The sequence below is a fragment of the Mesorhizobium sp. RIZ17 genome, from assembly GCF_051127865.1.
Classification (GTDB): domain Bacteria; phylum Pseudomonadota; class Alphaproteobacteria; order Rhizobiales; family Rhizobiaceae; genus Mesorhizobium; species Mesorhizobium humile.
In genome coordinates this window covers 1,196,421-1,209,410 of the sequence record NZ_CP147861.1, presented here as the reverse complement: position 1 = coordinate 1,209,410, position 12,990 = coordinate 1,196,421, and the positions used below count along the sequence as shown (strand labels likewise).

The window sequence follows — 12,990 nt, the reverse complement described above, 5'->3', positions numbered from 1 at the left end:
CCCGTGTTCGCGACAGGGAGAGTCGGTGCCGAGTTCAGCCATGTGACTTCGAGTCGGGCTCGCCAACGGCTTTGAATCCTCCTACCTTCCGCCAGTATTCGTGAAGACCAAGGCCGGCTATTGAGCAGCATCATCGAAAGAACCGACGTCGTCATCGTCGGCGCCGGCTTCACAGGACTGTCGGCCGCGCTCGATCTTCAGCGCGCCGGCATCGATTTCCTCTTGCTGGAGGCGCGCGACCGCGTCGGCGGCAGGGTGGAGGCCGTCCGCAACGGGCTCGGCGAGCGTATCGACAGCGGCGGCCAGTTCCTGTGCGTGGACATGCCCGAAGTGATGGCGCTGGCCAAGGCCCACGGCAAGGCCTTCGTCGAGACCTATGTCGACGGCGAATTCATCACCCATCCGTCGTTGACGCCGGCGCGGGCGGAGCGCACCTACCATGTCTCGATGGCCATCCGCGAGCGTATGAACCGGATCGATCCGGACGACCCGGCCATTGCCGGGCTGACCGTTGCCGATTGGCTGGGGCGCCAGGACGATGAGCCCGATGCCAAGGCCGCTTTCCGTTCGCTGGTCGAGGGCCTGTGGTGCCTGGCGGCGGACAAGGTGCCGCTCTGGTACCTGATCGACAATGATCGCCGCATCACCAACGAGGTGTTCGAGCTGCAGTATTTTCTGGGCGACACCATGCAATCGCTGGCCGAGGACCTAGCCGGCGAACTCGGCGACCGGCTGCGGCTGAACGAAGCGGTGACGCGTGTCGAGCGCGGGCCGCAAGGCGTCCGCATCAGCACTGTTGCCGGTATGATCGAAGCGCGCGACGTCCTGGTCGCGCTGCCGCCGGCGACGGCCGCGAACCTCGATTTCGCGCCTGCCCTGCCGGCGGAGCTCGCAGGCGCGCTCGGCGTCTGGGAAAGCGGCGCGGTGATCAAGATCCTGGTGCGCTACGCCAAGCCGTTCTGGCGCGAGCAAGGCCTGTGCGGCATGGTGATGTGGCGCGACCTGCCGGGGCTGTTCGCCTGCGACGGCAGCAAGGATGCCGACCATGCCGCGCTTGTCGTCTTTGTCGGCGGGCCGCTGGCGCTGCGCTGGCATCCGCTCGATGAGGCGGCGTTGCAGGCGGAAATCACTGCCAGGCTTGTTCAGGCGCTCGGCCCGCAGGCGGCCGACGCCGTCGATTTCAGCGCGCGCGACTGGACGCATGATCGTTGGAGCGGCGGTGCCTATAGCGACCTTATCGTCGACGTGACGGCACGCAATGCCGAGCGCGTCATCCTCGCCGGCGCGCCGCCGGTCTATTTCGCTGCTTCGGAAGTCTCGCCGTCCTTCCCGGGCTATGTCGAGGGCGCGATCGTCGCCGGCCGCATCGCGGCTGCGAAGATTCAGTCGGCCATCGCGACCAGCGCCTCGGGATCGTAGGCGAGGCGGATCGGCGCGCCGACCGGAATGTCGTCGGCGCCGAAATCGTTGGTCTCGGTCACCGAAAGCGGCTTTTCCAGTCCGGGGATCTCGACGATCAGATGCGTGATCTCACCGAAATAGTGACGCTCGACAACCTTGCCCGCGACCTCGAACTTCGCCGAGGCGTTGTCCCACAAAACGCGCAGCCGCTCCGGCCGTATGCCAAGCGTGGCCGCGCCGCCATTGCGCACGAAAGCCCTCGGCTTGTCGGTCCTGACGCGGCCGAAGCCCAGCGTGTCGAGCACCAGGGAAGCGCCGTTCTCCTCGACGATCTCAGCCTTGACGAAGTTCATGCCGCCGAGGAAATCGGCCACCTGGCGGTTGACCGGGCGCTGGTAGATTTCCTTGGGCGAAGCGACCTGCGCGATGCGGCCGCCGAACATGACGGCGATGCGGTCGGACATCGCCAAGGCCTCGTACTGGTCGTGTGTGACCAGCACGAAGGTGATGCCGACCGCCTGCTGCAGGCGGCGCAGTTCGACCTGCATCTGCTCGCGCAGCTTCTTGTCCAGCGCCGAAAGCGGCTCGTCCAGCAGCAGCACCTTGGGCCGCATGACCAGCGCGCGGGCCAAAGCCACGCGCTGGCGCTGGCCGCCGGAAAGCTCGGTGGCGCGACGCTTGCCGAGGCCGGTCAGCGACACTTGCGCCAGCGCTTCCTCGACGCGGCGCTTCTCCTCGCCGGCGCCGAGCTTCAGTCGCTTCAGCCCATAGGCGACATTCTGCTCGACATCGAGATGCGGGAAGATCGCGTAGCTCTGGAAGACCATGTTGGTCGGCCGGCGGTTGGCGGGGATGCCGTCCATCGGCTGGCCGTCGACGGCGATGGAGCCGCTGGTCGGCGTGTCGAAGCCGGCGATCATGCGCAAAAGTGTGGTCTTGCCGCAACCGGAAGGCCCGAGCAGCGAGAAGAATTCGCCCTCCCTGATCGCCAGCGAGGCATTGTCCAGCGCTTTGAACGATCCGTAGCTGCGCGTGACGTCGCGGATCTCGATCATGGTGCGGTCCGATTGCGTGCGCTCGGATTGGACCCGCTCAAGCATAGAGGGCTCCCTCGTTCTGGGTGCGTCTCGCTGCGCGGCGGCGCAGGATTTCGGCAATCGTCATCAGCAGGAAGGACGCGAACAACAGCAAGGTGCCGAGCGCCAGCACGCCGGGAAGCTTGGCCGCGAAGCGCAGCTGGCCCCAGATGTAGATCGGCAGTGTCGCCTCGGTACCGGTGAGGAAGAAGGCGATGATGAATTCATCGAGCGAGATGGTGAAGCAGACGAGCAGGCTGGAGATGATCGCCGGCGCCACCATCGGCAGCGTAACCCGCCGGAAGGTGCCGAAGGCGCTCTCGCCGAGATCGGCGGAGGCCTCCTCCAGGCTGCGATCGAAACCTTCGAAACCGGAGGTCAGCACGGTCATCGAATAGGGAATGCAGACCAGCACATGGCCGAGCACAACGGTGAACAACGACAGGCTGAGGCCGAGCTGCAGCATGACCAGCAGCATCGAGATGGCGACGATCACCTCCGGCAGTACCAGCGGCGCCATGATCAGTCCATTGATGGCGCGGCGTCCCGGGTAACGGTAGCGGGTGATGGAGCGGGCGGCGAGGATGCCCAGCACCGTCGACAGGATCGAGGCGGAGACGCCGACGACCAGGCTGTTCCAGGTGGCGTCGATCAGCGCCGGCGTGCGCGGCAGGTCCTCATACCAGTGCAGCGTGACGCCCGAGAGCGGGAATTTCGGCGTCGCTGCCGTATTGATCGAGAAGATCGGCAGGAAGATCACCGGCAGATAGAGGAAGAGCAGATAGAGGACGGCGTAACTCGACAGCCAGCCGGGCAGGAAACGTCTTATCGCCGTCATCGTGCCAGCCTCTGCAGGGCGCGGAAGACCAGCACAGTGGCGCCGGCCATCAGCGAGACGATGATCATGGTGGTGACGGAGAGCGCGGCACCCAGCGGCCAGTTCGACGCCTTGCCGAACTGCGCCTGGATGGCGTTGGCGATCATGACGCCATCCTTGCCGCCGACAAGCTTGGGCGTGACATAGTCGCCGACCGTCGGGATCATGACGATGAGCGCTGCCGAGATGACGCCGGGCGCCGACAGCGGCAGGGTGACGCGCAGGAAGGAGCGCAGCGGCCCGTCGCCTAGATCGGTCGCCGCCTCGACCAGGGTACGGTCGACCTTCTCCAGCGAAACGAAGATCGGCAGGATGGCGAAGGTCGCCCAGGCATGGGTCAGCGTGATGATGACGGCGGTGGAATTGTAAAGCAGAGCCGTCGACGGCTCGTCGATGATGCCGAGGCCCATCAGTCCGGAATTGAGCACGCCGTTGTAGCCGAGGATCACCTTCCACGACATCACGCGCAGCAGATAGCTGGTCCAGAACGGGATGGTGATGAGGAACAGCCACAGGCTCTTGTGGCGGCCGCCATGGAAGGAGATGAAATAGGCGATCGGGTAGGCAAGCGCCACGGTCAGCAGGCTGACCGTCAGCGAGATGTAGAGCGAGCGCCAGAGCAGGTCGCGGTAGATCGGCTCGGTCAGCGCGATCCGGTAGTTCTCCAGCGTGAATGTGTGGTCGATGGTGAGATAGTTCTGCGTCCAGAAGGAATGCGCGATGACGACCAGGATCGGCAGGACGAGAAGAATAAGGGCATAAACGAAGGTAGGGCTGATCAGCGCAAAGCCCTGGACGGCTTCCGATTGCAGAAGGGGACTTCGTCTCATTCCCGCCACGCGCAGCGGGGGCGACCCTTCCGCCGCCGCCGTCATTGCAGCGCTCCGGGCGTGATCTCAGTAGCTGGCTCGGACTGTCCCGCCATGCGGCCTTCCCATTCGCTCACGCCGACTGCCCGTTCCCATTTTATGCGTGGAGCGCGTGGCTCCTTAGGCTTGCCGGCTTTCTTTAATGAAGAGCGCATCCGCTGATTGAAATCAAGCGCTATTTCTGCAATATTGATTGAACGGATATTCAAAATGAAGTGATGAAAAGCCGAATTTCCACGGTTTTCCACGTCGTTTGATACCCGGCGAAAATTCAGCAATCCTGGCAATGCGAGGCGAAGATGGCGGCTCAAAGCAAGATCAAGGCAGGCGAACTCATCGAGCCCGGCGATAGCGATGTGGTCGAGCTCGCCAAGCGCCATCTCGTGCAGCCCTGGCCCTATGCCGGCTCGGTCGGCAACGAGGCGCGCGCGCTGATCGGCGAGGGCGACGGCATCTACATCACCGACGGTTCCGGCAAGCGCCTGATCGACGGCCCGGCCGGCATGTGGTGCATCAATGTCGGCCATCGCCGCGAGGAGCTGGCCAAGGTGATGTACGACCAGGCGATGGCGCTCTCCTACAACACGCCCTGGTACACGATGAACGCGCCCTCGGCCGAGCTTGCCCGGCGCATCACCGATGCCGCACCCGGCGACCTCAGCCACACCTTCTTCACAACCGGCGGCTCTTCGGCGGTGGAGACGGCGCTGCGCTTCATGCAGTTCTACAACAATGTGCGCGGACGGCCGGAGAAGAAGCTTATCCTCAGCCGCGGCGGCGCCTATCACGGCTCGACCTATCTGTCGGCCTCGCTCAACGGGCGTCCGCGCGACCGCGACTGGATGGACGGCGTCGACGAGCTGGTGGTGAAGCTGTCCTCGCCCGATCCGTTCCGGCGGCCGAAAGGCATGAGCATCGCCGCCTTCAGCGATTTCCTGGTCGATCAGTTCCGCGACACCGTCGCGCGCGTCGGCGCGGAACGCATCGGCGCCTTTGTCGGCGAGCCGGTGCAGGCTTCCGGAGGCGTCGTCGTGCCGCCGGACGGGTATCTGAAGCGCATCCGCGAGATATGCCGGGACAACGATATCCTCTATGTCTCGGACGAGGTGGTGACCGGCTTCGGGCGGCTCGGCCACGTCTTTGCCTCGGGCGACGTGTTCGGCATCGACCCGGACATGATCACCTTCGCCAAGGGCGTCACATCGGGCTATTTCCCGCTCGGCGGCGTCATCATCTCTGAGCGGTTGCTCGAAGAGCTGCGCCGCTCCAACCACCCGGATGCGCTGTTCGGCCATGGCCTCACCTACACCAGCCATCCGATCGGCTGCGCGGTGGCGCTGAAGAATCTCGACCTGCTGGAAGAGGGCGTGCTTGCCCATACGCGCGAGATCGCGCCCTATTTCCAGGCGCAACTGAAGACGCTGGAGGAGCTGCCGCTGGTCGGCGAGGTGCGCGGCGTCGGGCTGATGGCTTGCGTCGAATGCGTCGCCGATCGCGAAAGCAAGGATCCGCTGCAGCTCGACAAGAATGTCGGCAAACGCATCGACGCGCATTGCCACGAGCTCGGCCTTCTGGTGCGGCCGCTGATCAACATGTGCGTGATGTCGCCGCCGCTGATCATCACCAAAGAACAGGTCGACGACATGGTGGCGATCCTGCGCGAAGGCATTTCGCGCACCATGGATGATTTGCGGAAGGAAGGGGTCTGGCGGGGGTGAGCGCCTTGCCTTCTCCCCGTTCCACGGGGAGAAGGAAGAGGGCTACCCCCTCGACCGCAGCGCGTCGTTCAATCCCCACATGTCCTTTTCCTCGGGCGCCGTCTCGAGGTTCAGCACCGGGACCTGCTTGCGCAGATGGTCGTGGTGGGTGCGCACGCCATATTCGAGGTCGGAGAGATAAAAACCCTCGAAAGCTTCCGACAGCATGGATTCGTTCGACCAGACGGAAAGCTGGACGTCCTCGCTCATCGTGTCGCGGTCGATACGGTAGGCGAGGTAGCGCGCCGCCGCCTGCTCGCGCGTCTCGTCCCTGTATCGGTAGATGGCGCCGCGCAGCAGCGTCTCGCCGGTCGACAGCGGGAACTCCTGATAGAACTGGACGGATTCCGGCATGATCGACAGCGCGTTGTTGGGGAAGATGCCGTAATAGATCCAGGCCTTGCGCAGATGCTCCGGCAGATGCGTCGGCTCGGGCGAGAGCTTGATGTACTGGTTGACACTCCAGCGCCGACCGGCATGTGGATTGTAGGTCGCGAAGGAGCGCGACACGCCGTTGATGAAAGGCTCGTCGAAATAGGTCGCGCCATAGAGGTCCTGCAGCGCCGGATGCGCCATGGCGACGTGATAGCCTTCATTGTCGACGTCGCGTACCGACTTCCAGTTGACCGGCGATTTCTGGGTCCAGATGCCCCAGGACGGCACCATGTCGGCGATATTGTAATGCGCCATCTCGGCTTCGATCGGCTTCAAGAGCTCGGCCACCGAAGGCTGCGGGCCGCCTTTGCGGAAGCGAATGAAGATGAAGCCCATCCAGATTTCGAGGTCGAGCGGCATCAGCCCGAATTCGGTCTTGTCGAGCTCGGGGAAGGAGCGCGGACGGGCGGCACCTCGTAGCGTGCCGTCGAGATTGTAGACCCAGCCATGGAACGGGCACACCAGCGCGTTCTTGCAGGTGCCCTGGCTGTCGGCGACGACGCGGCTGCCGCGATGGCGGCACATGTTGTTGAAGGCGCGCACGACGCCGTCCCTGCCGCGCACGATCAGCGCGCGCTCGCCGATGACGTCCATGGTTAGATAGTCACCGGAATTGGGCACGTCGGAGACATGGCCGGCGATCTGCCAGTGATTGCGGAAGACGTGTTCCTTCTCGAGCTCGAGAAGGGCGTTGGAATGGTAACTCCACCCCGGCAAACCCCGCCGGTCCCAACCGTTGGGGATCGCCACGTCACGGAGGTGCGGGTTCATGGGAATGCTCTTCTTTTTGTTGAATACTCATTCAACATAAGCATATTTTTCTTTGAAATGCAATGGCTTGCGGAAATTCGGAAATTCCGTGACGGCAAGTTCGTCTCCGCCGGAGCCGGAAAAATCCCGGAAAATCCGGGTGTTAATCGAGGAAGCGGAACAGCGGTTTGCGAGCGCCGACACCTGCCTCGGAGAGGGCATGTCTCGATTGATCTCGAGCGTGCTGCAGATAGCGGCGGGGCGCTCGATTTCAGGCATTTTTGTGTGAGGCTGTTTACAGTCCGCCGGGCGCGGCAGGCGCATATTTTAGCCCGACCAGCTTCGATGTCCGGTCGAATGGTTGCCGCGGATTGGGAATGCCGCCGCGTCCGGCGCCTGTTTCAATCCTGTTACACAGGCAATCACCGCCGATCATCCGGCCGTTACCTGGTGCGATTATGTTCGTTTCATAGCAAAAAGAAAGATAACGAAGGGAACAACGATGTTTGCGAATGCTCGTGCCGCCGATGCCAATCGTCGCCTGGATGGGCCGGAACGCAATGACCGCAGGCCGAAGCTTGCGCTGCGCCAGCGCGCCAGCGACCATCCGATGGCGATGTTCATGCTGATCGGTGCCTGCGCCTTTGTCGGCATGCTGGCCGCACCTGCCTCAGGTCCGGCTTTCGCCTCGATCAATCCGCCCGCCAATGTCGTCGAGGGCGCCCAGACCACGCTCAAGACCGCCCGCCTGCCGGAACCTTCGATAGATTTTGCCTGCAAGGGCCAAAATTGGGGCGCCGAGAGCATCGACTGCCTGCGCGCCATCGCCGAGCAGTCGGGCCAGCACAGGGAGCGCGCGGTGCGCATGATCGCCAACGCCGCGCCGCTCACCAACACGCCGAACGTTTTTTAAGACCTCCCCTGAGCGCACCCTCCGCGCTCGAGTCAGGCTCCCGCCGCTACGTCGGTCGGGAGCCTCTTTTTTTCGGATCCGGCGATATTCAGGTGAAGCCGGCCTGCGAGTGGCGGCTTCCTACGCTTCCGGTGCTCACGTACTATAAGTACGCTCCGCTCCGGTTCTCGGAAACCATCACTCTCGGCTCGGCTTGACCTGAATCTCGCCAGATCCTGCGGCGGTGCGGTTCGGCTCAGATATGCGCGCCGTTGTCGGCGGCGGCTTCGTCGGCAACGGTCGAGAGGATGCCGCGGACGTCGAGCGTCGAAAACGGCTTCTCCAGGATTTGCGGGCGCTGCTGCGGCGGCAGCGCTTCGATCTCCGCCTTGGCGCCGATCAGATCGCCGGTCACGAGCACAAAGCGCTTCGCCAGCACCGGCTTCTCGGCCAGCAGTTCGCGATAGATCGACATGCCGCTGGTGCCCGGCATGCGCAGGTCGGAAAAGACGATGTCGGGCGGCATATAGCCGTTCAGCACGTCGGCGGCGGACGTCCAGCTTGCCACAATGCGCGACTTCAGGCCCATCAGTTCCAATATATCCGAAAGCGAACCGGCGACGTCTGGTTCGTCGTCGATGATCAAGGCATGGCGCAGTCCGCTCGAGCGTACGGCACTCTCCCCGGCCTTTGCCGCCTCACCGGCGATCGCCGGCAACTGCACGACGAAGCGCGCGCCGTGCGGCTCGACTTCCTCGAACCAGATATTGCCGTGGTGGCGCTCGACGATCGATTTCGAGATGGACAGGCCGATGCCGGTGCCGACGCCGACCGGCTTGGTGGTGAAATAGGATTCGAAGATGCGCGCGCGGATCGCCTCGGGAATGCCCGGGCCGTTGTCCTCGACGGAAAAGCCCGGATTGCCGTGCTCGTTGCGGAACGTCCGCACCTTGATGGTCCGCTCGCCGGTGACGCCGGCCAGCGCATGCTGGCTGTTGATGAGGAAGTTCGCCGCCACCTGCGTGATGTGGTCGGCGTCGGCCATGGCAAGCAGCGGTCCGCTGGCGAAGTCGGTGTCGATGATGATGCCGCTGGAGCGCGCGCCATAGGCAGTGACTTCGAGCGCCGAGCGCATCACCTGGTTGAGATCGGTCTCGGCCTGCTCGGTCGGGTGCAGCCTGACCATCGACAGGAAGCTCTTGACGATGCGGCCGCAGCGCTCGGCGGCGGCGCGCACCTTTTCGGCACGCACCTTGGTCTGCGGATCGCTGGCGAATTCGTGCAGCAGCGTCGACTGCGCCACCACCACCGCCAGCGGGTTGTTGAGCTCATGCGAGACGCCGGCAAGCAGCGAGCCCATCGCCGCCATCTTCTCGTTCTGGTGCAGCTTCTCGCGCTGGCGGTTGATCTCCTCCTCGGCCTGCAACTTCTCGCGCAGATCGCGGATCGAGCCGAAGATCAGGCGGCGGTCGGCGACGCGCATCTCGGTCGCCGTCAGTTCGATCGGGAAAATCTCGCCGGCGGCGTTCTGGGTGACGGTCTCCAGCCGCTGGCCGACCATCGGCGCGCCGCGGCCGGCCATGTATTCGGCGCCCGAGGCATAGCCCTTGCGGTAGTATATCGGAACGATGGTATCGAGCAGGTCCTTGCCAAGGATGGCGCTGCGCTGGAAGCCGAACATCTTCTCGGCGGCCGGATTGAACTCGATGATCGAACCCGTCTCGTCGATGACGATGATGGCGTCGAGCGAGGCCTGCAGCATGGTGCGGCGGATCACTTCGCTGGCATGCGCCTCGGACGGCGAGCGCTCGATGGCATCGCCGATCGCCAAGGCGATGATGTGCAGGGTCGCTTCTTCCTCATCCGTCCATTCGCGCTCGGCGACGCAGTCGTTGACGGCCAGCGTGCCCCAGAGATGGCCATGCGCGAAGACTGAAACAGAGAGGAACGACTTGATATTCTGCTTGTCGAAATCGGCCCGCAGGAACCCGTCGAGGTCGCGCGTGTGGCCGGAGAAAATCTTGCCTTGCCGCTCATCCTCCTGCAACTGCTCCAGCAGCGAGTCCGAGTTGATGATCGACTGCATGATCACCGTGGGCGATGCCAGCTCGCCGCCGAAGTTCGGGTCGATCCAGTAGGCGGCGACGGACTGGGCGAAGCCTTCGCCCGGCAATTCACGCAGGCGGAAGAGAATGCCGCGCTGGCATTCCATCTTGCGGCACATCGTTCCCAATATATCGTCCATCTCGCGCTGCCAGTCGCCTGCCTCGCGCAGGCGGCGCACGACATGGACAGCCGCCATCGCGGCGCCGCCCGGACGCGAGCCATGCATATCGGTGCGTGCTGCATCAGCAGTCATGGTCATTCCAGGCCCGGATGTCGGTCGTTCAGGGCGTCCCTCCGTCCCATGGAAACGGCCAACCGCTCTATCGCTTTGTTTTGACGCAATTCCGGACGGAAGGCTACGGCGAAGTGCCGAGCCTACCGCCCCACTTTTCCTGGACTTGCTCTCGTGCTTTTCACCGTTTCACGGAAACGGCGAAACGCCCTATCTCTTTGTTTTGACGCAATTCCGGACGGAAAACCGCCCACACTTTTCCTGGAATTGCTCTATTTGGCGTCGCCGCTCGGCAGCGAGAAGATATAGCCTTCGCCGCGCACCGTGCGCAGGAATTTCGGATTGGCGGGATCAGCCTCGATCTTCTTTCGCAATCGCATGATGCGGATGTCGACCGCGCGCGAGGATTCCGGATCCTCGACGAAGCCGATGGCTTCCGAAATCGCCGCTCGCGTCAGAAGCCGGTTGGCGCGGGTGAGGAAAACCTCGAGCACGTCGAACTCGCTCTTGGCCATCTCGATGACCGCGCCGTTGGCGCCGATGACCAGTCGGCCGTCGAAATCGGCCTGGAAGCCGCCGAAATTCATGAAGCGGCGGTTGCCGGTTTCGGCCTTCTGGGCCTGCGGCTCGGCCGGCTGCGGCACGCGGCGCAGCACGCTGCGCACCCGCGCCAGCACCTCGCGCAATTCGTATGGCTTGACGATGTAATCGTCGGCGCCGAGCTCCAGCCCGACGATGCGGTCGAGCGCGGTGCCGGCGGCGGTGGCGTAGATGATGCCGATCTGCGTTTTCGAGCGCAGCCAGCGGCCGAGCGACAGCCCGTCCTCGCCGGGCATGGCGATGTCGAGGATGGCGAGGTGGAAGGACTGCGCCTCGAATAGCGCGCGTGCCGCCACGGCATTCTCGGCCGTGACGACGTCATAGCCGCTGGCGCCGAGATACTCGGCCACCGCCTCCCTCAGATCCGGCTCGTCCTCGACGACGATGATGCGTGCCTTCACGACGCGCTCGCTCCCGCTTTCAGCGGAAAGTAGATTGGGTATAAACATGATGTCCAGCACTCATCTCGAGTTGTCTGTGGCGGGGTGAAGAAAATGGCCGCACGATCCGTCATCGCGCTTGTGTCCGTCGCCGAGGTGGTGGCGGGCGCTCTCGCCAATCATCTCGACCGGCGCGGTCACGACGTGCGCCAGGCGCGCCAACCCTGGGAGGCGGAGACGCTGCTCTCGGCCGGCGGTATCGATGTCGTGATCGTCGGCGACGGCGTCACCCAGGCCGAGAGCCGCGAACTGCTCAAGCGTTATAGCGGCCAAGGCGGTGGCGGCGAGGACGGCCCCGACTTCATCCTGATCTGCCGGCCGGGCGACCTCGTCGACAAGGTCCTGGCGCTCGAGCTCGGTGCCTCCGACGTCATCGAAAGCCCGCTCAACGTGCGCGAGCTCGCCGCGCGCATCGGCGGCCTGCTGATGAGACGCGGCAGGGCCCCTGGGGAACTGATCGTGCTGGAAAACGCCACCGTCGACCTGCGATCGGCCATGGTGATGCATCGTTCGGGTGCCGAGGATCAGCTTTCTCCGGGGCAGGTGGCGCTGCTCAAGCTGTTCCTGGCAAGCCCGCGCAAGGTGCTGACGCGCGACGACATCATTGCCGCGGCTCCGGCCGAGAATGCCGACGCTTTCGACCGTTCGATCGACTCGCGCATCGTGCGGCTGCGGCGCAAGCTCGACACCGAGACCATCACCACCATCAGGGGCGCCGGCTATCGCTTCGATCCGCCGGTTCCGCGCAACGAGTAGGCTTTCGAGCATCGGATTTCCCAAAGCGATGGTCATTCTGGGTCCGACGCCTGGCGCTCAGCGCACCACGATAACCGAGGGTCCGGTTGGAAGGTCGGCGCTGGCGGTTATCTCGGCCCTGGCGCGCTCCTTGAGCAGCACCGTCGCCAGCGCGGCGAAGCCGAGCAGACCCTGCGCGTAGAGCAGCGCGGAAAGCACGGAAGCGGCAAATTTCGTCTTCATCTCGATAATCCCCTAACTCGAAATTGTGGTGCTTCAGGAAACTCCCGAAGCGCCCGCGCCGCTGACGGAGCCCCCCGCTGCGGCGCGGGCCTTCGGTCCTCTCGGCAGCAAGTAGCCGGAGGGGCCGCGTGTCCTCATCAGCCGAAGGCCGACCCGCCAGAGGGCCTTCAACCGGTGGACGCGCAGGCTGGAAACAATCCAGACCGTGGCGATGAACAGAGCCATGTGCAGTGTCGAAACCTCGCCGGAGCTCATCGCCGCCAGCGTCGTCGCCGGGTTGCCGGCCACCGAGCCGGCGCCGCCGAGCACGATCGCCGCGACGCTGATCCTGAGGAGCCAGGAGCGGAGTTTCGATTTCCTGTCCATTTTCGTTTGCAGATGTCTGTTCCCGTTGCGTCAAATCTGACGCCGGCCTGTATCCAGATCATGCCGCCGTGGCTGCACTTTGTTGCAGATTGGTTTCGAAAATGGCTCCGCCTCTTTCATATACATGTGAAATGAACTTTCGTTTCCAGTCTGAGCCGATTGTCCGGCGCTGGATCGCTTACTCTTGGAAAGGTCTGGCAGAATCCGCCGA

The 12,990-nt window shown here is 64.0% G+C and carries 14 protein-coding genes; 4 read left to right on the top strand and 10 right to left on the bottom strand.

The window, feature by feature from the left end:
- Positions 1-120: 120 nt before the first annotated feature.
- Positions 121-1,419 carry a flavin monoamine oxidase family protein gene (locus WDX12_RS05935; protein ID WP_434724251.1) on the top strand — a complete coding sequence of 433 codons (1,299 nt, stop codon included), beginning with the start codon at positions 121-123 and terminating at the stop codon, positions 1,417-1,419.
- Here WDX12_RS05935 and WDX12_RS05930 read toward each other — a convergent pair.
- Genes WDX12_RS05930 through WDX12_RS05915 form a run of 4 tightly spaced genes read right to left on the bottom strand, consistent with a single transcriptional unit; the run spans position 1,383 to position 4,534 of the window.
- Positions 1,383-2,456: an ABC transporter ATP-binding protein gene (locus tag WDX12_RS05930; protein WP_434725578.1), complete on the bottom strand. Its 1,074-nt coding sequence runs from the start codon at positions 2,454-2,456 to the stop codon at positions 1,383-1,385. The genes WDX12_RS05935 and WDX12_RS05930 overlap by 37 nt on opposite strands.
- Before the next feature lie 37 nt (positions 2,457-2,493).
- On the bottom strand, positions 2,494-3,315 hold the full coding sequence (locus WDX12_RS05925) for an ABC transporter permease (protein ID WP_434724250.1): 822 nt from the start codon (positions 3,313-3,315) through the stop codon (positions 2,494-2,496).
- Entirely contained in the window at positions 3,312-4,229 is a 918-nt protein-coding gene (locus tag WDX12_RS05920; protein ID WP_434724249.1) for an ABC transporter permease, read from the bottom strand. Before WDX12_RS05920 ends, WDX12_RS05925 begins: the two co-directional genes overlap by 4 nt.
- Positions 4,226-4,534, bottom strand: coding sequence for a hypothetical protein (locus WDX12_RS05915; RefSeq protein WP_434724248.1), 309 nt, complete (start codon positions 4,532-4,534; stop codon positions 4,226-4,228). The genes WDX12_RS05920 and WDX12_RS05915 overlap by 4 nt, the downstream gene beginning before the upstream one ends.
- Between WDX12_RS05915 and WDX12_RS05910 the strand changes: the two genes are divergently transcribed.
- Entirely contained in the window at positions 4,523-5,941 is a 1,419-nt protein-coding gene (locus WDX12_RS05910) for an aminotransferase (RefSeq protein ID WP_434724247.1), read from the top strand. The genes WDX12_RS05915 and WDX12_RS05910 overlap by 12 nt on opposite strands.
- Before the next feature lie 42 nt (positions 5,942-5,983).
- Here the strand turns inward: WDX12_RS05910 and WDX12_RS05905 are convergent, their stop codons facing one another.
- Both WDX12_RS05905 and WDX12_RS05900 read right to left on the bottom strand, forming a co-directional pair.
- Positions 5,984-7,186 (bottom strand): aromatic ring-hydroxylating oxygenase subunit alpha, encoded by a 1,203-nt coding sequence (locus WDX12_RS05905; protein WP_320296598.1) that lies wholly within the window; start codon positions 7,184-7,186, stop codon positions 5,984-5,986.
- A gap of 27 nt (positions 7,187-7,213) precedes the next feature.
- Complete coding sequence (locus WDX12_RS05900; protein WP_320296599.1) at positions 7,214-7,489, bottom strand: hypothetical protein; 276 nt, start codon at positions 7,487-7,489, stop codon at positions 7,214-7,216.
- 178 nt (positions 7,490-7,667) lie between these two features.
- On the opposite strand from WDX12_RS05900, the gene WDX12_RS05895 reads away from it, so the two are divergent.
- Entirely contained in the window at positions 7,668-8,078 is a 411-nt protein-coding gene (locus tag WDX12_RS05895) for a hypothetical protein (RefSeq protein WP_434724246.1), read from the top strand.
- Between the two features lie 235 nt (positions 8,079-8,313).
- Here WDX12_RS05895 and WDX12_RS05890 read toward each other — a convergent pair whose 3' ends face one another.
- Positions 8,314-10,416, bottom strand: coding sequence for an ATP-binding protein (locus WDX12_RS05890; protein WP_434724245.1), 2,103 nt, complete (start codon positions 10,414-10,416; stop codon positions 8,314-8,316).
- Between the two features lie 251 nt (positions 10,417-10,667).
- Positions 10,668-11,444, bottom strand: coding sequence for a response regulator transcription factor (locus tag WDX12_RS05885; protein WP_320296602.1), 777 nt, complete (start codon positions 11,442-11,444; stop codon positions 10,668-10,670).
- A 45-nt stretch (positions 11,445-11,489) separates the two neighbouring features.
- Here WDX12_RS05885 and WDX12_RS05880 point away from each other — a divergent pair, with 45 nt between their 5' ends.
- Positions 11,490-12,191 (top strand): winged helix-turn-helix domain-containing protein, encoded by a 702-nt coding sequence (locus WDX12_RS05880; protein ID WP_434724244.1) that lies wholly within the window; start codon positions 11,490-11,492, stop codon positions 12,189-12,191.
- Between the two features lie 57 nt (positions 12,192-12,248).
- Here WDX12_RS05880 and WDX12_RS05875 read toward each other — a convergent pair whose 3' ends face one another.
- Together WDX12_RS05875 and WDX12_RS05870 are read right to left on the bottom strand one after the other, a co-directional pair.
- Entirely contained in the window at positions 12,249-12,413 is a 165-nt protein-coding gene (locus WDX12_RS05875) for a hypothetical protein (RefSeq protein ID WP_434724243.1), read from the bottom strand.
- Between the two features lie 33 nt (positions 12,414-12,446).
- Complete coding sequence (locus WDX12_RS05870; protein WP_434724242.1) at positions 12,447-12,779, bottom strand: hypothetical protein; 333 nt, start codon at positions 12,777-12,779, stop codon at positions 12,447-12,449.
- Between the last annotated feature and the right edge of the window lie 211 nt (positions 12,780-12,990).